The organism is Streptomyces sp. NPDC002671 (assembly GCF_053592475.1).
In genome coordinates, this window is record NZ_JBSFVU010000002.1 from 271,886 (window position 1) to 290,633 (window position 18,748).

Consider the following 18,748-nt stretch of genomic DNA (forward strand, 5'->3'; position numbering starts at 1 on the left):
GTGCTCCGCTCCCTCAGCCCTTCGCCACGGCCCGCAGCCGGTCCACCACGTCGGCCCGCAGTTCGGCCGGCTCCAGGACCACCACGTCCGGCCCGAACTCCACCAGCCAGGCGTCCAGACCGTGCCCGTACGGGATCTCCAACTCGTCCCAGCCGTCGCCGAGTTCCCGGACGCGGGTGGCCTTCGCCCGAAGGGGGTAACCGGCGCCGGAACGCAGCCGGATCAGCGCCGAACGGTCCGCTATCTCGCCCGCCCAGCCCGCGACCGTCTCACGCACGGTGACGACGTCCGGCACGGGCGCGGTGAAACCGGTGCCCCGGGAGCGGACCCGGCCGGTGATCCGGGAGAGCCGGAAGACCCGCTCGGCACCCCGGTCGCGGTCCCAGCCCGCCAGATACCAGTGGCCGCGCCAGCACTCCAGCGCCCACGGCTCGACATGCCGGGTCTCGGGGTGCGCGGCGGTGGCCTTGCGGTAGTCGAAGACGACCGGGCGGCGGTCGCGGCAGGCCAGCATCAGCGGTTCGAAGGCCGCCTCGTGCACCGGGATGTGCGGCTCCAGCGCGCCGTGCGCCTCGTACGGGTCGACGTCCTCGGGCAGTCCCGCGGCGCGCAGCTTCTGCAGAGCGCCGCTGGCGGCGCCCGCGAGCCGGGCCTGCTGCCACACCTTCGCGGCGAGCCCGAGGGCGGCGGCCTCCTCGGCGTCCAGGGTGATGGGCGGAAGGCGGTTGCTGTCCCGGCGGGCCAGGTAGCCGACCTCGCCGTCGATGTTCTCGACGGTCTCGATCACCAAGCCCAGCTCGCGCAGGTCGTCCTTGTCCCGCTCGAACATGCGGTTGAAGGAGTCGTCGCTGCCTGCTGCGCCGCCTTCCGGCCTGAAGGCCTCGACGTACGCCTCGATGGACTCACGCAGCTCGCGCTTGCTGAGCGGACGCCGCGTCCCCAGCAGACACAGCGCCAGGTTCATCAGCCGCTCGGCCTTGGCAATGGCCATCGACGCCCTTCGCCTCCCTATGGTGCTTACGACCGATGACCGTACCGCTCCGGGGTGTCGAGGCAAAAGCCGGAGCAAAGATGGGCGCAAACAAGAAGGGCCCATGCGGACAGCATGGGCCCTTTCTCGACCGGAACCGGTCAGCGCTTGGCAACGCCCTCGAGGTCGCAGACGAAGATCAGCGTCTCGCCCGGGGCGATCGCGTTACCGGCGCCACGGTCGCCGTAGGCCAGGTGCGCCGGGATGGTCAGCTGGCGACGGCCGCCGACCTTCATGCCCTGCACGCCCTTGTCCCAGCCCTGGATGACCTGGCCGACACCGAGCTGGAAGTCCAGCGGCCGACCCCGGTTCCAGGAGGCGTCGAACTCCTCACCCGTGGAGAACGCGACACCCACGTAGTGGACCTTGACGAAGTCGCCGGCCTCGGCCACCTCGCCGTCGCCCTCCCAGATGTCCTTGATCTCAAGGTCCGCCGGGGGCTCGCCGCCCGGGAAGTCGATCTCGGGCTTGTCCTTGTTCACGTCACTTGCTCCTGCATGTGTACGACACGAAACACGAACAGTCTTTCATCCCCGCAGGCCTCCCGCCCGCCACCGGTCACACCACGCGCGCGTGCCACGGCGCGTCCACCGCGCGTGCTACATCGTCGCGAGGATGTCCACCGTGAACACCAGCGTGGAGCCCTTCTTGATCACACCGCCGCTCGGCGGGGTGTTGCCGTAGCCCAGGTCCGGCGGCACGACGATCAGGACCCGGCTGCCCACCTTCTTGCCGGTCAGTCCCTGGGCCAGGCCCTTGACGGCCTGCTGCATCTGCGCGATCGAGAACTGGCTGAGCCGGCCCGAGCCGTACGTCCGCTGGAACGTCTTGCCGCTGTCCCACACCAGGCCCTGGAACTGGCACAGGACCGCCTGCTCGGCCGTGACCTCGGGCCCGTCGCCCTCCAGGACGTACTCCGACACGAGCTTCGTCGGCGGGGCCACCTTGGGCACGGTGACCTTGGGCACCAGACCGTCGGTGTTGGTGGCGACCTTCGGCAGCGCCGCGTCGCTCTGCGCGACCGGCTTGCCCTGCACGGAGCTCTTGGAGTTGTAGACCTCCATCAGGTCGATGACGAAGACCAGCGTGTCGTCGCCCTTGATGCCCGCCTGCGGGTTGCCCGCCTTGCCGTACCCCTGGCCCGGCGGGACCGAGATCAGGACCCGGCTGCCCGCCTTCTTGCCCGCAAGGCCATACCGCCAGCCGTCGATGATGCTGCCCTGCGCGAGCTGCATCAGCAGGGGCCGCTTGCGGTCGTAGGAGTTGTCGAAGACCTTGCCGCTGCTCCAGATCTGGCCCAGATAGTTCGCCTGGATGAAGGCGTTCTCCGTGACCGTACGGCCACTGCCCGCGATCACCGTCTTCACCGCCAGGTTCTTCGACGGCTCCCCCGGCCCCTTCGCGACCTTCGGCTTCTCGCCGAACTTCGTCCCGGCCGTGATCGCGGGCAACGGCCCTTCCACGATCTTGGGCGGCGGCGGAGCGGACGCCGAGCCCGACGGCGACGCGCCGGCCTTGCTGGATTCGGACTTGCCGTCACCGCACCCGGCGAGCGTGACCAGTCCTGCGGGAACGGCGGCGAGGAGAAGTGAACGTCGGCGCACGGAGAAGCCTCGTAATCGGTCGATCTTGCGGATTGGCGTGCGCGCAACTCTACGACGCCACACGGGCGCCGTACGGGAAACGTACGGCGCCCGTGTGGCGTTCCCGCATAACCGCGGCGAAACGCTTGACAGACGAGCCCGGCGCTACATTCCGGCGATCAGCTTCTCCACCCGGTCGTCCACCGAACGGAACGGGTCCTTGCACAACACCGTGCGCTGCGCCTGGTCATTGAGCTTCAGGTGCACCCAGTCGACCGTGAAGTCCCTGCGCTGTTCCTGCGCCCTGCGGATGAAGTCACCGCGCAGCCGGGCCCGAGTGGTCTGCGGCGGAACCGACTTGCCCTCGAAGATCTTCAAGTCATTGCAGATCCGGGCGGCTTGGCCCTTCTTCTCCAGCAGGTAGTACAGGCCACGACGACGGTGGATGTCGTGGTACGCGAGGTCTATCTGAGCCACCCGCGGATGCGACATCGTCATGTTGTGCTTGGCCCGGTACCGCTCGATGAGCTTGTACTTCATCACCCAGTCGATCTCGGTGGCGATGCGGTCCAGTTCCTCGGTCTCGATCGCGTCGAGCGTACGGCCCCACAGCTCCAGCACCTGCGCGACCGTGCCCGTACGGATCCCGCGGCGGTCGCAGAAGTCCACCGCCTTGTCGAAGTACTCCCGCTGCACCTCCAGCGCCGATGCCTCCCGGCCGCTGGCCAGCCGCACCTTGCGCCGCCCCGTGATGTCATGGCTGACCTCACGGATCGCCCGGATCGGGTTCTCCAGCGTGAGATCACGCATCACCGTGCCCGCCTCGATCATGCGCAGCACCAGATCGGTCGCGCCGACCTTGAGCAGCATCGTCGTCTCGGACATGTTCGAGTCGCCCACGATCACGTGCAGCCGACGGTAGCGCTCGGCGTCCGCGTGCGGCTCGTCCCGGGTGTTGATGATGGGCCGGGACCGGGTCGTCGCCGAGGAGACGCCCTCCCAGATGTGCTCCGCGCGCTGGCTGACGCAGTACACCGCGCCGCGCGGCGTCTGCAGGACCTTGCCCGCACCGCACAGCAACTGCCTCGTCACCAGGAACGGGATGAGAATGTCCGCGAGCCGGGAGAACTCCCCGTGCCGGGCCACCAGATAGTTCTCGTGGCAGCCGTAGGAGTTGCCCGCCGAGTCGGTGTTGTTCTTGAAGAGGTAGACGTCGCCCGCGATTCCCTCCTCGTGCAGGCGTCGTTCCGCGTCCACCAGGAGTCCCTCGAGAATGCGCTCGCCGGCCTTGTCGTGGGTGACCAGTTCGATCACGTTGTCACATTCGGGTGTCGCGTATTCCGGATGTGACCCCACGTCGAGATAGAGGCGGGCGCCGTTTCGCAGAAAGACATTGCTACTGCGACCCCATGACACGACACGGCGGAAGAGGTACCGCGCCACCTCGTCAGGAGACAGGCGCCGCTGTCCCCTGAACGTGCACGTGACGCCGTACTCGTTCTCCAGCCCGAAAATGCGGCGGTCCATGAGGGAACATTACGCCCGATCCCCCGAGCTGAAACGGGGTTCGACAGCACGATTTGGATCAGATTCCGATGAAGCCGCAACGACCCCGCCCCGCGCGGGAGCTGCGAGGACCCGCCCCGTGGCCAGCAGGACCAGCAGCGACACCGCACCCGCCGCACCCGGCACCGCGAAGCCCCACAGCGCCCCGCCGGCCTCGACCACCGGCCCCGCCAGGGCCGTTCCCACCGACGCACCCACCGTGAACGTCGTCACAAGCCAGGAGAAAGCCTCGGTGACCGTCCCGCTCGGCGCATGCCGGTCGACGATGATGAACGCACAGGCGATGGTCGGCGCCAGGAACAGCCCCGAGACCGCGCTCAGCACCACCATCGCCACCGCGCCCGGCATCAGCATCAGCGGCAGGTAACACACCGCCAGAAGCGCCACCAGCACCCGCAGTCGCCGCTCCGGCGCACCGCTCCACTGCCGCGCCCCGTACACCGTGCCGCCCACCAGCGCCCCGAGGCCCAGCCCGGCCATCAGCCAGCCGTACACCGCGTCACCGCCGTGCGCGTCCGCGTACGGCACCGAGGCCACGGCGATCGAGCCGAGCGCCATGCCGATGAACAGGAAGGAGCCGAGCAGCGCCAGCAGCCCCGGCGAGCGCAGCGCACCCAGCCAGTGCGCCTCGCGCGGCTCCGAACGCCACGCGCGCGAGGGCGGCGAGACGACCACCGAGAGCGCGCCCAGCACACCCAGGGCGTTCAGCACCAGCAGCGCCGTCCGCTCCGACCACAGCGCCACGCACAGCGTCACCAGCAACGGGCCGACCGTGAACATGATTTCCTGCGCGATGGCGTCCAGGGCGTACGCGGTGTGCACCTGCTCCTCACGGCGCAGCACCGAGGGCCACAGGGCGCGCAGACCGCCCTCCAGGGGCGGCGTGAACAGACCGGCCGCCCCCACGGCGACGTACGCCGACGGAAGCGGGTCGATGCCCGAGAAGGCGAAGACGGACATGGACAGCGCCGACAGCAGGGCCGCCGGCAGCTGCACACGCGGCTGACCGTACAGGTCGACCAGCCGGCCCAGCAGCGGCTGCCCCACGGCGTTGGCGAGGCCGTACACGGCCGCCAGGAGGCCCGCCAGGCTGTACGTGCCGCCCTCGGCACGCACGAACAGCACCAGGGCGATCGAGGCGATCGCGTTGGGCAGCCGGCCCACCAGGGTGCCCGTGAGCAGCCGGAGCGCGTGTCTCGCCCGGAGGATCTCCAGGTATCCCGTGGCCATGTCCTGCCCTTCAGCAGCTCACCGGGACGCCTCGACGCCCCAAGTGTTACGTATAACTTCCTCTCTCATACGTACCATGTGCGCTGTTCACACGTCCAGAGAAGGAGCGCACCCGCGGTGGCACGCAGCAGCACGCGCCCGACCAGCCGTGACGTCGCCCAGGCGGCCGGAGTCTCCCAGGCGGCCGTCTCCCTCGTGCTGGGCGACAAATGGCGCGGCCGGGTCTCCGAGGCAACCGCCGAGCGCGTCCGCGCAGCCGCGCGCGAGCTGGGCTACCGGCCCAACCTCGCCGCCCGCAACCTGCGCCTCGGCCGCACCCGCACGGTCCTGCTCGTCGTCCCCGCCCTGACGACGGAGTTCTTCGCCGGCGTCTACACCGGCGCCGCACGCGTGGCCGCCCAGCACGGCTTCGGAGTCGTCCTCTACCCCTCCCCCGAAGGCATCGGCCCCGCCCGCGACCCCTTCGCCTCCGCACAGGCCGCCCTGGACGGCGTCATCGCCTCCTCCATGGCCGCCGACGCCCTCACCGCCATCCACGGCGACCAGCTGCCCCTGGTGATGCTCGACAGCGATCCCGAGGGCAGCCTCGGCGCCGCGACCGTGAACCTCGACATCGCCGACGGCGTCCGCCAGGTCACCGAGCACCTCCTCGGCCTCGGCCACCGCCGCATCCTCCACCTGGCCGCCGACGTGCCCTCCTGGACCTTCGAGATGCGCGCCCGGGAACTGGCAGCGCGCATGACCGCCGTCCCCGGCACCCAGGTCCGCACGGCCCGCGCCCCGATCTCCATCGAAGGCGCCCTCGCCGCCACCGAGACCGCCCTCACCGCTCCGGGCCCCCGCCCCACGGCGATCGTCTGCGACGACGACAAACTCGCCGCCGGCGCCTACAAAGCCCTCCGCCGCCTCGGCCTGCGCGTCCCCGACGACGTCTCCGTCACCGGCCTCGACGACCTCGCCCTCGCCACCGCCATCGACCCCGAGCTGACGACCGTGCGCCTCGACGCCGAGCTCTTCGGGGAACGCGGCATGCACGCCCTCCTCGCCGTCCTGGACGGCCGCGAGCCGGACCGCGGCGACATCCCCGTCGAACTGGTCGTCCGCGGCTCCACGGCACCGCCTCGCACGCCCTGAAACGCGGCAGGCCCCGGCCGGAACACCGACCGGGGCCTGCCACAGAGCAGAACGCGAGGACTACTCCTCCTCGGACTCCTCCGAGGACTCCGCCTCGTTCGCCGCACCCTCCGCCTCCAGCAGACGCGACAGCTGGCGGCCGACGATGCGCTTGAACTTGCGCTTCTGCGGACGCGTACGGTCCAGGACCGCGACCTCCAGACGCTCCGCCGGAATCTCCCGCTGCGAACCGTTCGACTCACGGGACAGCGCCTGCACGGCCAGCTTCAGCGCCTCGGCCAGACTCATGCCGTCCTGATGACGCTGGTCCAGATAGTTGCTGATCAGCTCGGCGTTGCCGCCGACCGCCACGGAACCGTGCTCGTCCACGATCGAACCGTCATGCGGCAGCCGATAGATCTGGTCACCCTCCGGGGTCTCTCCCACCTCGGCGACCACCAGCTCCACCTCGTACGGCTTCTCCGCCGCCGACGAGAAGATCGTGCCCAGCGTCTGCGCATACACGTTCGCCAGACCACGCGCGGTCACATCGTCACGGTCGTACGTGTACCCACGAAGATCGGCGTACCGCACGCCGCCGATCCGCAGATTCTCGTACTCGTTGTACTTACCGGCCGCCGCGAAACCGATCCGGTCGTAGATCTCGCTGAACTTGTGCAGCGCACGGGACGGGTTCTCACCGACGAACACAATGCCGTCGGCATACTGCAGCACGACCAGGCTGCGGCCACGGGCGATGCCCTTCCGGGCGTACTCCGCCCGGTCGGCCATGGCCTGCTGGGGTGAGACATAGAACGGCGTCGACACCGGTTATCCGTCCCTTTCTGTCATGGTCACTGGATCACCTTCAAGAACCGGGCCCGCGCTCAGAGCAGGGCGGCCTTCGGGCCGTCCGGCTCCTCCAGACGCCCCTGGAGCACCGCACGGGAGAGCTCGGAGGACTCCCCCTCCGTCAGCTTGCGGAAACCGTCGTCGGTGATCACGGTGATGATCGGGTAGATCCGGCGGGCGACATCGGGACCACCGGTCGCCGAGTCGTCGTCAGCCGCGTCGTAGAGAGCCTGGACCACCAGCGTCATGGCCTGCTCCTCGGTCAGATCGTCACGGAACAGCTTCTTCATCGCACCACGCGCGAAGATCGAGCCCGAGCCGGTCGCCGCGAAGTTGTGCTCCTCGGAACGGCCGCCCGTCACGTCGTAGGAGAAGATGCGGCCCCTCTCCCGGTCCAGGTCGTACCCGGCGAACAGCGGCACCACGGCCAGCCCCTGCATCGCCATCCCGAGATTGGAACGAATCATGGTCGACAGCCGGTTCGCCTTGCCCTCCAGCGACAGCTGAGCACCCTCGACCTTCTCGAAGTGCTCCAGCTCCAGCTGGAAGAGCTTCACCATCTCCACGGCGAGACCGGCGGTGCCGGCGATACCCACGGCCGAGTACTCGTCCGCCGGGAACACCTTCTCGATGTCCCGCTGGGCGATGACGTTCCCCATGGTCGCCCGCCGGTCACCGGCCAGCACGACACCCCCGGGGAAGGTGGCCGCCACGATGGTCGTGCCGTGCGGCGCCTCGATCACACCCTGCACGGGCAGCTGCCGCTTGCCGGGCAGCAGCTCGGGCTGGTGCTCGGAGAGAAAGTCCATGAAAGAGGAGGACCCAGGCGTCAGGAAGGCAGCTGGTAGACGCCCGGTGCTACGAGTGTTGGCTTCCACGCGTTTCCTTCCACGTATGCAGCAGCCCGCGTTATCACCTCGGGCTGATCTTTGAACTGCCCCAGTGCAGCGTTGCAGCTGAAGCACAGTACGCCACGGACCCTACCCGTCTCATGGCAGTGATCCACATGTGCGGGCGGAGCCGTCAGACATATACAGCAGACGCCTCCTTGAGAGGCGATCAACTCGTCGCGCTCGGCTTCGGTGATGCCGTACTGGCGCTTCAGATGGTCCTGCCGCCCACGCTCGGCCCGGCAGGCCTTGCAGCGCGTCGATAGACCGTCCGAAGCGGTCGCGTTGCGATGCCACTCGCTGTGAGGCTTGACCTCGCCGCACATCCGACAGAGCTTGTGCCCGGCCGGGACATCCACCTTCTCCTGGACAGACTTACCCATGGCCTCCCGGCGGCGCCGGTAGTGCGCGGCGCTGTACTCCGCCACGCACTCCCGGCAATGCACCTGGAGGCCGTCACGCCGATTCCTGTCCCCGGCAAAGGCCGCAAGAGGCAGATCCTGCCCGCATTTCCTGCATTCCTTCGCGTTCGGTTCCTCAGCCACCCAGCTCCCCCGCAGACTTCATTTCGAAGCTAAAGCAGTCAAGTCGCCTTCACTCTCCACCTTTTTGCACGAAGGACCGAACGAAATCCTCGGCGTTCTCCTCGAGTACGTCATCGATTTCATCGAGGACGGAGTCCACGTCATCGCTCAGCTTCTCGTGCCGCTCCTTGAGGTCCTCCGCAGCCTGCGCGTCCTGCGCCTGCTCCTCGACCTCTTCGGTGGAGCGCGTAGCCTTCTGCTGGCCGCCGCCGGTGTCCTTGGTCGCCATAACCCTCACCCCGCTCAGTTCGCCTGCCGATCGGTGATGATCAGACCCTACAAGCCGGGTCCGACATCGGCCCCGCAGTTTCTCCAACGTACGGGGGCCACCTCGATGATTCCCGGGCGGTGGGATTTCCACCCTGTCCGCCGGGGGTGGTACGCGTGCCCGCTGAGCGCGCTCAGCCGCCGGACAGGACCCTGACCAGGTCTTCCGCGGTGCGGCAGCGGTCCAGCAGCTCCTTGACGTGATTTCGCGTTCCGCGTAGTGGTTCGAGGGTTGGAACGCGCTGGAGGGAGTCCCGGCCTGGGAGGTCGAAGATCACCGAGTCCCACGATGCCGCCGCCACGTCGTCCGCGTACTGCTCCAGGCAGCGTCCGCGGAAGTACGCGCGTGTGTCCTCCGGCGGCTTCGTGCGGGCCCTGTCGACCTCGGTCTCGTCCAGCAGCCGCTTGATGCGTCCACGGGCCACCAGGCGGTTGTAGAGGCCCTTCTCGGCGCGTACGTCGGCGTACTGGAGGTCGACCAGGTGCAGCCGGGCGGCGTCCCAGTCGAGGCCGTCGCGGCGGCGGTAGCCCTCCATGAGTTCGCGCTTGGCGACCCAGTCCAGTTCGCCGGCGAGGCTCATCGGGTTGTTCTCGAGCCGGTTCAGAGTGTCTTCCCAGCGGGCGAGGACATCCTTGGTCTGTTCGTCGGCGTCGGCCCCGAAGCGTTCCTCGACGTACTTGCGGGACAGTTCGAAGTACTCCATCTGGAGTTGTACGGCGGTGAGTGTCCGGCCGCTGCGGAGGGTGATGAGGCGCTTCAGGGTCGGGTCGTGGGAGACCTGGTGGAGGGTGCGTACGGGCTGGTCCACGGCGAGGTCCACCGCGATGAAGCCGTCCTCGATCATGGAGAGGACGAGGGCCGTCGTGCCCAGCTTGAGGTACGTCGAGATCTCGGAGAGGTTCGCGTCGCCGATGATCACGTGCAGGCGGCGGTATTTCTCGGCGTCGGCGTGGGGCTCGTCGCGGGTGTTGATGATGGGCCGCTTGAGTGTCGTCTCCAGGCCGACCTCGACCTCGAAGTAGTCGGCGCGCTGGCTGAGCTGGAAGCCGTGTTCGTGTCCGTCCTGGCCGATGCCGACGCGGCCGGCGCCGGCGAAGACCTGGCGGGAGACGAAGAAGGGGGTGAGGTGGCGCACGATGTCGGAGAAGGGGGTTTCCCGCTTCATCAGGTAGTTCTCGTGCGTGCCGTAGGAGGCGCCCTTGTTGTCGGTGTTGTTCTTGTAGAGGTGGATGGGCTGGGCGCCGGGCAGCTGGGCGGCCCGTTCCGCGGCCTCGGCCATGATCCGCTCGCCGGCCTTGTCCCAGAGGACGGCGTCGCGGGGGTTGGTGACCTCCGGGGCGCTGTATTCGGGGTGGGCGTGGTCGACGTAGAGGCGTGCTCCATTGGTGAGGATCACGTTGGCGAGGCCGATGTCCTCGTCGGTGAGCTGGCTGGCGTCGGCGGCCTCGCGGGCGAGGTCGAAGCCTCGCGCGTCCCGCAGCGGGTTCTCCTCCTCGAAGTCCCAGCGGGCCCGGCGGGCCCGGTGCATCGCCGCCGCGTAGGCGTTGACGATCTGGGACGAGGTGAGCATGGCATTGGCGTTGGGGTGGCCGGGGACGGAGATGCCGTACTCCGTCTCGATGCCCATTACTCGCCGTACGGTCATGCGGCCCTCCTTGCCCGGCGGCGCCCTCGGTCGTGGGTGCCGCTGACGTACCGCTGGCGCTCCGGTGCGTGTGCGGTGCCCGTCCCCGCACTGCGCGTTTCGGCGGTAGGAAAGAGCCTAGAGCGCCTTTGCGCTGGTGGGGAGATCATTTGCGTCATTGACTGCTCCGGTCGTGGGCGGAAAAGCAGCGGCTGCGGGTACCCGGTGTGGGCACCCGCAGCCGCCCCGCCGTTACAGGTACTGACCGGTATTCGCCACTGTGTCGATGGAGCGTCCGGTGTCGGCGCCCTGCTTTCCGGTGATGAGGGTACGGATGTAGACGATCCGTTCGCCCTTCTTTCCGGAGATGCGGGCCCAGTCGTCCGGGTTGGTGGTGTTGGGGAGGTCCTCGTTCTCCTTGAACTCGTCCACGCAGGCCTGGAGGAGGTGGGAGACGCGGAGGCCCTTCTGGTTCTTCTCCAGGAAGTCCTTGATCGCCATCTTCTTGGCGCGGCCCACGATGTTTTCGATCATGGCGCCGGAGTTGAAGTCCTTGAAGTAGAGGACTTCCTTGTCGCCGTTGGCGTAGGTGACTTCCAGGAAGCGGTTCTCCTCGGTTTCCGCGTACATGTGCTCGACCGCCGTCTGGATCATGCTCTGGACGGTGGTGGCCTTGTCGCCGCCGTGTTCACCGAGGTCGTCCGTGTGGAGCGGGAGGCGCTCGGTGAGGTACTTGCCGAAGATGTCCTTGGCTGCTTCGGCGTCGGGCCGCTCGATCTTGATCTTCACGTCGAGGCGGCCGGGGCGCAGGATGGCGGGGTCGATCATGTCCTCGCGGTTGGAGGCGCCGATGACGACCACGTTCTGCAGGCCCTCCACGCCGTCGATCTCGGCGAGCAGCTGGGGGACGATGGTGTTCTCCACGTCCGAGCTGACGCCGGAGCCGCGGGTGCGGAAGAGGGATTCCATCTCGTCGAAGAAGACGATGACGGGCGTGCCCTCGCTGGCCTTCTCGCGTGCACGCTGGAAGACGAGGCGGATCTGCCGCTCGGTCTCGCCGACGTACTTGTTGAGCAGCTCGGGGCCCTTGATGTTGAGGAAGAAGCTCTTGCCGGAGGCCTGGCCGGTGACTTCGGCGACCTTCTTGGCCAGCGAGTTGGCGACGGCCTTGGCGATGAGCGTCTTGCCGCAGCCGGGGGGTCCGTAGAGGAGGACTCCCTTGGGCGGGCGCAGCTCGTGTTCCTTGAAGAGGTCGGGGTAGAGGTAGGGCAGTTCGACCGCGTCGCGGATGGCCTCGATCTGGTTGCCGAGGCCGCCGATGGCCTCGTAGCCGATGTCGGGGACTTCCTCGAGGACGAGTTCTTCGACCTCGCTCTTGGGCACGACCTCGTAGACGTAGCCGGAGCGGGGTTCGAGCAGGAGGGCGTCGCCGGGGCGGATGGTGACGTCCAGCAGCGGCTCGGCGAGCCGTACCACCCGTTCCTCGTCGGTGTGCCCGAGCACCAGGGCGCGTTCGCCGTCCTCGAGGATCTCCTTGAGGGTGACGATGTCCCCGACGCGCTCGTACTCCATGGCTTCGACCACGTTGAGGGCTTCGTTGAGCATGACCTCCTGGCCGCGCCTGAGGTCGTCGAGGTCGACACTCGGGCTGACGTTCACGCGGAGTTTGCGGCCTCCTGTGAAGATGTCGGCGGTGCCGTCCTCGCTGGCCTGCAGGAAGACTCCGAAGCCGGCCGGCGGCTGGGCGAGGCGGTCGACTTCCTCTTTGAGGGCCACGATCTGGTCGCGGGCCTCGCGGAGCGTGTTGGCCAGTCGTTCGTTCTGGGCGGAGACGCCGGCCAGGTTGGTCTGCAGCTCGACGATCCGCTCTTCGAGAATCCTCGTGTGTCGCGGAGAGTCGGCGAGCTTACGTCGCAGGACGGCGATCTCCTGCTCAAGGTAGGCGATCTGCCCGGCCGGGTCTTCGGACCCTCGTCCCGGGCGGATGCCGCGGTTCATGTCGTCGTCGTGGGCTGCCACGGTCCTCACCTCCTCCAAGGGGAGCTGGACGCTTCCAGACCCTACCTGGGTGGGTGTCGATTGAAACCCCTAGATCACATGGACTGTCAAGGTGTGTCGTCGGTCACCCGGTGCGCTCCCTCTCGCACGGAGGGGATACCCACTCAACGTGATTCAGAAGCGGGTTGTTCCATGTCGGGGGTGGTCAAAACCCTTCCGGACTGGCCGGAGTTGTCCGTTGCGGGCCGGTGCGCCCGTGCCGGGGCAGCCCGGTGGGCGCTCGCGCGGTCATCACGCAGAGCGACGGTTCGGGCGGTCGATGTGACGGCGGGTGCGGCGTGAAGTGGCCGTCCCGGCGTCCGGTGTCCCCTCCTGGTCGGGCGTCGGTTGCCCTGCCGGGCGGGCGCTGGTGTGCCTTTCCGGTCGGGCGGTCGTACCCGGGCGGGGGTGGGCGGAAACCCGGCGGCGGCCGGTCCGGGTGGCCGGATGCGGTCGATCACGACCAGGAAAGGCAGAGGAGAGGGCAGAGAAAGGCGGGGAAGGGCGGGGAGAGCGGCGGAGGTAGGGTCGAGGTGTTCAACAGCCGCTGGTGCGGACCTGGCCGGCCATCGCGCCGGGGCCGTCCGGCGAACCTACGGCAGGAGAGATGACCGTGCAGCAGGAGGCCCTGGGCGGCGAGGCGCTGGAGGTCTGGATCGACCAGGACCTGTGTACCGGCGACGGGATCTGCGTCCAGTACGCGCCCGAGGTGTTCGAGCTGGACATCGACGGGCTGGCGTATGTGAAGGGCGTGGACGACGAGCTGCTGCAGTCCGTGGGGGCGACGACGCCGGTGCCGCTGCCGCTGCTGGCGGATGTCGTGGACTCGGCGAAGGAGTGTCCCGGCGAGTGCATTCACGTGCGCCGGGTCGCGGACGGGGTCGAGGTGTACGGACCCGGCGCGGAGTGAGCTCCGGCCGGGTCCGTCCGGATCCGGTGGGTCAGACGCTGTGGGCCGCGGCGGGTGTGGAGCGGATGAAGGCGCTGCCGTTCCACTTCCATGCCGTCGCGGTCTTCACGTCGGGGCAGCAACTGGGCACGTCGTCCGAGGAGTAGCCGAGCAGGGTGGCCGAGACCGTGCGCTCGCGCAGGGCGAAGTCGGTGACGGTGAGCCGGTCCTTGGGGTCGACGAGGGTGGCGACGACGCGGGCCTTGCCGTCGTCGGCGCCCCGGGTGAGGACGTAGACGCCGTCGGGCGGGGTGCCCATGGGGGCGTTGCAGTGCACGACGGCGACGGTTTCCGGTCGGCCGTCACCGTCGAGGTCTCCGGTGGCCTTCTTCACGACGATCGCCTTGACCGGTCCGCAGTTCAGCGGGAAGGCGACGCCCCTGGTGCTGGGCGGGGCGACGGCCGCGGGGGCGGATCCGGTCTCGGTCCCGGGGGTGGGCTGGGCTGCGGTGGCCGAGCCGGGCTGTACGAGGGCGGAGAGGGCGACCACGCCGGCGACGGCTGTGGCGGTGGCGACCCAGTGGATGGGCCGGGTGTGGGTGTGAGCTAGCTCCGGAACGGCGGATGACTGCACTAGGAGTGTCTCCTGTGAGGGCTGTGCCGGTGGGGTGGCCAGCATGGTGCCACACGTCACGGTGCGGGGGAACGGCGGGGTCGGGGATTGCCGCAGGCGGGCAGCCCGCGCGGGGTGAGCCGCGGGGGCGAGGGGGCCTTGGGGGCCCTGGTGCCCGGTCAACGCAAAGGCGCCGTGGCCGGGTTCCCGGTTCGGTTCGGGAACTTCGGCACGGCGCCCTTGCGTTGTGCTGGTGCGGGACCGGTCAGCGGCCGGCGCCGCCGTCGGCGTTGGGTCCGGCGTAGTCCTCGCCGTAGGCGCCCTTGGCGGGGCGGCGGCGGCGCATGGGCGGCTCGACGCCGTCGGCGAGGCGACGGGCGGTGAGCAGGAAGCCGGTGTGGCCGATCATCCGGTGGTCCGGGCGGACGGCCAGGCCCTCGATGTGCCAGTTGCGGATCATGGTCTCCCAGGCGGTCGGCTCGTTGAAGCAGCCGATCTCCCGGATGGACTCGACGGTCCGGGCGAGCTGGGTGGTGGTGGCCACGTAGCAGCACAGGATGCCGCCGGGAACGAGCGCCTTGGAGACGGCGTCCAGGCACTCCCAGGGGGCGAGCATGTCGAGGATGACGCGGTCGACGTCGGTGTCGGACAGGTTGTCCTGGAGGTCGCCGACGGTGAGCTGCCAGGCGGGGTGCGGGCCGCCGAAGTAGCGCTCGACGTTCTGCTGGGCGATCTCGGCGAAGTCCTCGCGGCGCTCGTAGGAGTGCAGCATGCCCTGGTCGCCGATGGCGCGCAGCAGGAAGCTGCTGAGCGAGCCGGAGCCGACGCCGGCCTCGACTACGCGGGCGCCGGGGAAGATGTCGGCGAAGGCGAGGATCTGCCCCGCGTCCTTGGGGTAGACGACGGCTGCCCCGCGGGGCATGGACAGGACGTAGTCGGGGAGCAGGGGGCGCAGCGCGAGGTAGGCCACGTTGCCGGTGGTGCGGACAACGCTGCCCTCGGGAGCGCCGATCAGTTCGTCGTGCGGGAAGGAACCCTTGTGGGTGTGGAAGTTCTTCCCGGCCTCGAGCGTGAACGTGTAGTGGCGGCCCTTGGGGTCGGTCAGCTGTACCTGGTCCCCGACCTTGAAGGGCCCGCGCCTGCGGGCGGCACCGGTCGGTTCGGACATGTGACCAGCCTACCGGCACCCGAGGGGGCCGCCGACCACAGGTGAGCGGGTGCGGGCGGGGTCAGCTGGGGCGGGCCATCGCCTTGACGAAGGCCCGCTCCACGTCCGCCGCCGACAGCACGCCGTAGATCTCGCCCGTCTCCTCGACGACCAGGTACTCGGTGGCGGGGGTGGCGCGCAGGGTGTCGAGGAGGTCCTCTCCGGCCAGTTCGGCGGAGACACGCATGCCGTCGGTGAGGTCCTGGGCGAGGCCGCCGACGGCGACCCAGGGGCGGCGGTGTTCGGGTACGCCGACGATGGCGGCCTCGCGGACGAGGGAGAGGGGGTTGCCGTCGGCGTCGACGACGACGAGGGCGCGGGCGCCGGCGGTGTTGGCGCGGCGCAGGGCTTCGGAGAGGGGGGTGTCGGTCTGGACGGGTACGGCGCGCCGGGTGAGGGTGCGGGCGCGCAGTTCGGGGAGGTGTTCGCGCAGCCGGGCCATGCGCAGGCTGTTGCCGGCGCCGGTCCAGATGATCGCGGCGAGGATGGCGGCGAGCAGGGCGTCGGTGACGGTGTCCATGCCGCCGCTGGTCTCGCTGCCGCCGCCGAGGGTGCCGGACTGGTTGAGCAGGGGCAGGCCGATGAGGACGGAGATGGCGAGGGCGCGGCCGACCCAGGCGGCGGCGACGGTGCCGGTCATGGGCCTGCCGGTGATCTTCCAGACGACGGCGCGGAGCATCCGGCCGCCGTCGAGGGGCAGTCCGGGCAGCAGGTTGAAGATCGCCACGATGAGGTTGGAGACCATGAGGCCGGCCAGCAGGACGCCGGGTACGGTGCCGGGCTCGACGGGCTGCATCGCGAGGTAGAACAGTCCGGCGAGGACGAGGGAGAGCAGGGGTCCGACGAAGGCCAGGACGAATTCGCGGCCGGGGGTCTCGGCTTCCTTCTCGATCTCGGAGACTCCGCCGAAGAACTGGAGCTGGATGCGGCGGACCGGGAGCTTGAAGCGGATCGCGGCGACCGTGTGGGCGAGTTCGTGGACGAGGACGGAGGCGTAGAAGGCGACCGCGAAGAAGAGGGAGACGAGGTAGCGGGCGGCGCCGAGCTCGGGCAGGACGCGGTCGAGCTGGCCGCCGAAGACCCAGGTGATCAGGGCGGCGACGAGGAACCAGCTCGGGGCGACGTAGACGGGGACGCCGAAGGGGCGGCCCATGAGGATGCCGCCGCCGGGCTCCTTGGGGCGCCGCTGCGGCGGTTCGCCCTTGGCGATGCCGGAGTGGGCGAGGGTGCGGTGGTGCTCGATGGGCTCGGGCCCGCCGGTCCGGGTGCCGGCGCCGGCTTCGGCATCGGTGCCGGTGTCGTCCGCGCCGTCCGCGTCGGCCTGCGGGCCGTCGGGGGCGTCGTCGCGCTCCGGCCCGGGGTGGTCGGTGGATCCGGGGTCGGGGGATCCGGTCGCCGGGGCCGCAGGACCTGCGGTGTGCTCGTCCGGCTCGTTCTTGCCGGGCCGCGACTGTCCGCTCCCGCCGCTCACGTCCACGGTGTCCCCTCGTTCGAAGCGTCTTCCACGCCTGCCGGGGCGGAAGGGTCTCGGGTCGATGGTATGCGGCCGTGGTGGCACGTTTCGCCCCGGCACCCCTTGTGTTCGGCGCGTGGTCACACGGCCTCCACGGCCCGTGGTTGGGTCACTGTCAGTGGTGGGCCGTATGGTCTGTGGTCATGGAGAGCAGCATCGAGGACGGCGGGGCCGACCGCGGCACGACCGGCGGCACGGAGCGCGTGCCGGTCGCGCCCACGTCGCTGTCGCCGTCGCGCGCCAGTGACTTCATGCAGTGCCCGTTGCTGTACCGGTTCCGGGTGATCGACCGGCTGCCGGAGAAGCCGAGCGAGGCGGCGACGCGCGGCACGCTGGTGCACGCGGTGCTGGAGCGGCTGTTCGACGCGCCGGCCGGGGAGCGCACGGCGCCGCGGGCCAAGGCGCTGATCCCGGGGCAGTGGGACCGGCTCAGGGAGAACAAGCCGGAGGTCGCGGAGCTGTTCGCCGACGATCCGGAGGGCGAGCGGCTGGCGCGGTGGCTCGGTGAGGCCGAGCGGCTGGTGGAGCGCTGGTTCACGCTGGAGGATCCGACGCGCCTGGAGCCGGCCGAGCGTGAGCTGTTCGTGGAGGCCGAGCTGGCGTCGGGGCTGCGGCTGCGCGGCATCATCGACCGGGTCGACGTGGCGCCCACCGGTGAGGTGCGGATCGTCGACTACAAGACGGGGAAGGCGCCGCGCCCGGAGTACGCGGAGGGCGCGCTGTTCCAGATGAAGTTCTACGCCCTGGTGGTGTGGCGGCTGAAGCGGGTGATCCCGCGCCGGCTCCAGCTGGTGTATCTGGGCAGCGGGGACGTGCTGACGTACGACCCGGTCCTCGCGGACCTGGAGCGGGTGGAGCGCAAGCTGCTCGCGCTGTGGGAGGCGATCCGGCAGGCGACGGAGAGCGGTCAGTGGCGGCCCCGGCCGACGAAGCTGTGCGGCTGGTGCGACCACCAGGCGCACTGCCCGGAGTTCGGCGGCACTCCCCCGCCGTACCCCTTGGCGGTGAGGGCGGCCGAGTCGGGTGAACTGTCGCAGGGCAGAATGGGGCCGGACTAGCGAAGGAGTGTCACGTGGCCATCCGCGTCCTACTGGTCGACGACCAGCCCCTGCTGCGTACCGGGTTCCGGATGATCCTGGAGGCCGAGCAGGATCTCGCGGTCGTGGGCGAGGCCGGTGACGGCCTGCAGGCTCTCGACCAGGTGCGGGCCCTGCAGCCGGATGTCGTGCTGATGGACATCCGTATGCCCCGGATGGACGGGGTGGAGGCCACCCGGCAGATCACCGGGCCCGGCCGGGACGGTCCGGCGAAGGTGCTGGTGCTGACCACGTTCGACCTGGACGAGTACGTGGTGGAGGCGCTGCGCGCGGGGGCGAGCGGCTTCCTGCTGAAGGACGCGCCCGCCGACGAGCTGGTGCAGGCGATCCGGGTCGTGGCGGCGGGCGAGGCGATGCTGGCGCCGAGCATCACGCGCCGGCTGCTGGACAAGTACGCGACGCATCTGCCCTCGGGCGAGGAGCCGGTGCCGGACACCCTGCACACGCTCACCGACCGCGAGGTGGAGGTGCTGAAGCTGGTGGCGCGCGGTCTGTCGAACGCGGAGATCGCGGCGGACCTGTTCGTCAGCGAGACCACCGTCAAGACGCACGTCGGGCATGTGCTGACGAAACTGGGCCTCAGGGACCGGGTGCAGGCCGCTGTGTACGCGTACGAGAGCGGGCTGGTGCGTCCCGGCGCCCAGTAGACGGC

18 protein-coding genes are annotated in these 18,748 nt (G+C 69.6%); 4 read left to right on the plus strand and 14 right to left on the minus strand.

Annotated elements, in window-relative coordinates:
* Positions 1 to 13 precede the first annotated feature (13 nt).
* The 5 genes from ACWD35_RS04005 to ACWD35_RS04025 all read right to left on the minus strand — a co-directional run bounded on the left by ACWD35_RS04005 (position 14) and on the right by ACWD35_RS04025 (position 5,409).
* Positions 14 to 991: a helix-turn-helix transcriptional regulator gene (locus tag ACWD35_RS04005; protein WP_451349555.1), complete on the minus strand. Its 978-nt coding sequence runs from the start codon at positions 989 to 991 to the stop codon at positions 14 to 16.
* Positions 992 to 1,131: 140 nt separating this feature from the next.
* Positions 1,132 to 1,512 carry an FKBP-type peptidyl-prolyl cis-trans isomerase gene (locus tag ACWD35_RS04010; protein ID WP_451349556.1) on the minus strand — a complete coding sequence of 127 codons (381 nt, stop codon included), beginning with the start codon at positions 1,510 to 1,512 and terminating at the stop codon, positions 1,132 to 1,134.
* 117 nt (positions 1,513 to 1,629) lie between these two features.
* The gene (locus ACWD35_RS04015; RefSeq protein ID WP_451349557.1) at positions 1,630 to 2,634 is read right to left on the minus strand and encodes an FKBP-type peptidyl-prolyl cis-trans isomerase; all 1,005 of its coding nucleotides are present in this window, start codon (positions 2,632 to 2,634) and stop codon (positions 1,630 to 1,632) included.
* 144 nt (positions 2,635 to 2,778) lie between these two features.
* On the minus strand, positions 2,779 to 4,140 hold the full coding sequence (gene pafA, locus ACWD35_RS04020; RefSeq protein ID WP_451349558.1) for a Pup--protein ligase: 1,362 nt from the start codon (positions 4,138 to 4,140) through the stop codon (positions 2,779 to 2,781).
* Between the two features lie 9 nt (positions 4,141 to 4,149).
* Positions 4,150 to 5,409: an MFS transporter gene (locus ACWD35_RS04025; RefSeq protein WP_451349559.1), complete on the minus strand. Its 1,260-nt coding sequence runs from the start codon at positions 5,407 to 5,409 to the stop codon at positions 4,150 to 4,152.
* A 117-nt stretch (positions 5,410 to 5,526) separates the two neighbouring features.
* On the opposite strand from ACWD35_RS04025, the gene ACWD35_RS04030 reads away from it, so the two are divergent.
* Positions 5,527 to 6,543 (plus strand): LacI family DNA-binding transcriptional regulator, encoded by a 1,017-nt coding sequence (locus ACWD35_RS04030; protein WP_451349560.1) that lies wholly within the window; start codon positions 5,527 to 5,529, stop codon positions 6,541 to 6,543.
* A 60-nt stretch (positions 6,544 to 6,603) separates the two neighbouring features.
* Here ACWD35_RS04030 and prcA read toward each other — a convergent pair whose 3' ends face one another.
* From prcA to arc, 6 genes are all read right to left on the minus strand, one after another.
* A complete protein-coding gene (prcA, locus tag ACWD35_RS04035; RefSeq protein ID WP_451349561.1) occupies positions 6,604 to 7,350 on the minus strand; it encodes a proteasome subunit alpha in 747 nt (248 codons plus the stop codon).
* Positions 7,351 to 7,409: 59 nt separating this feature from the next.
* The gene (gene prcB / locus ACWD35_RS04040; RefSeq protein WP_451349562.1) at positions 7,410 to 8,252 is read right to left on the minus strand and encodes a proteasome subunit beta; all 843 of its coding nucleotides are present in this window, start codon (positions 8,250 to 8,252) and stop codon (positions 7,410 to 7,412) included.
* Positions 8,204 to 8,809 (minus strand): endonuclease VII domain-containing protein, encoded by a 606-nt coding sequence (locus tag ACWD35_RS04045; protein ID WP_451349563.1) that lies wholly within the window; start codon positions 8,807 to 8,809, stop codon positions 8,204 to 8,206. The genes prcB and ACWD35_RS04045 overlap by 49 nt, the downstream gene beginning before the upstream one ends.
* 49 nt (positions 8,810 to 8,858) lie before the next feature.
* Complete coding sequence (locus ACWD35_RS04050) at positions 8,859 to 9,077, minus strand: ubiquitin-like protein Pup (RefSeq protein ID WP_125499188.1); 219 nt, start codon at positions 9,075 to 9,077, stop codon at positions 8,859 to 8,861.
* Between the two features lie 172 nt (positions 9,078 to 9,249).
* Positions 9,250 to 10,761 carry a depupylase/deamidase Dop gene (dop, locus tag ACWD35_RS04055; RefSeq protein WP_451349564.1) on the minus strand — a complete coding sequence of 504 codons (1,512 nt, stop codon included), beginning with the start codon at positions 10,759 to 10,761 and terminating at the stop codon, positions 9,250 to 9,252.
* A 231-nt stretch (positions 10,762 to 10,992) separates the two neighbouring features.
* Complete coding sequence (gene arc / locus ACWD35_RS04060) at positions 10,993 to 12,759, minus strand: proteasome ATPase (protein WP_451349565.1); 1,767 nt, start codon at positions 12,757 to 12,759, stop codon at positions 10,993 to 10,995.
* Between the two features lie 625 nt (positions 12,760 to 13,384).
* On the opposite strand from arc, the gene ACWD35_RS04065 reads away from it, so the two are divergent.
* The gene (locus ACWD35_RS04065) at positions 13,385 to 13,687 is read left to right on the plus strand and encodes a ferredoxin (RefSeq protein ID WP_451349566.1); all 303 of its coding nucleotides are present in this window, start codon (positions 13,385 to 13,387) and stop codon (positions 13,685 to 13,687) included.
* Between the two features lie 31 nt (positions 13,688 to 13,718).
* On the opposite strand, the gene ACWD35_RS04070 is transcribed toward ACWD35_RS04065, so the two are convergent.
* The 3 genes from ACWD35_RS04070 to ACWD35_RS04080 form a co-directional block, all read right to left on the minus strand.
* Complete coding sequence (locus tag ACWD35_RS04070) at positions 13,719 to 14,300, minus strand: hypothetical protein (protein ID WP_451349567.1); 582 nt, start codon at positions 14,298 to 14,300, stop codon at positions 13,719 to 13,721.
* A 244-nt stretch (positions 14,301 to 14,544) separates the two neighbouring features.
* Positions 14,545 to 15,447 carry a tRNA (adenine-N1)-methyltransferase gene (locus ACWD35_RS04075; protein WP_451349568.1) on the minus strand — a complete coding sequence of 301 codons (903 nt, stop codon included), beginning with the start codon at positions 15,445 to 15,447 and terminating at the stop codon, positions 14,545 to 14,547.
* A gap of 61 nt (positions 15,448 to 15,508) precedes the next feature.
* Positions 15,509 to 16,963: a site-2 protease family protein gene (locus ACWD35_RS04080; RefSeq protein WP_451349569.1), complete on the minus strand. Its 1,455-nt coding sequence runs from the start codon at positions 16,961 to 16,963 to the stop codon at positions 15,509 to 15,511.
* A gap of 179 nt (positions 16,964 to 17,142) precedes the next feature.
* Between ACWD35_RS04080 and ACWD35_RS04085 the strand changes: the two genes are divergently transcribed.
* Positions 17,143 to 18,057 (plus strand): RecB family exonuclease, encoded by a 915-nt coding sequence (locus ACWD35_RS04085; protein WP_451349570.1) that lies wholly within the window; start codon positions 17,143 to 17,145, stop codon positions 18,055 to 18,057.
* A gap of 14 nt (positions 18,058 to 18,071) precedes the next feature.
* Positions 18,072 to 18,743, plus strand: a complete 672-nt coding sequence (locus tag ACWD35_RS04090; RefSeq protein WP_365703869.1) for a response regulator transcription factor — start codon at positions 18,072 to 18,074, stop codon at positions 18,741 to 18,743.
* Positions 18,744 to 18,748 lie beyond the last annotated feature (5 nt).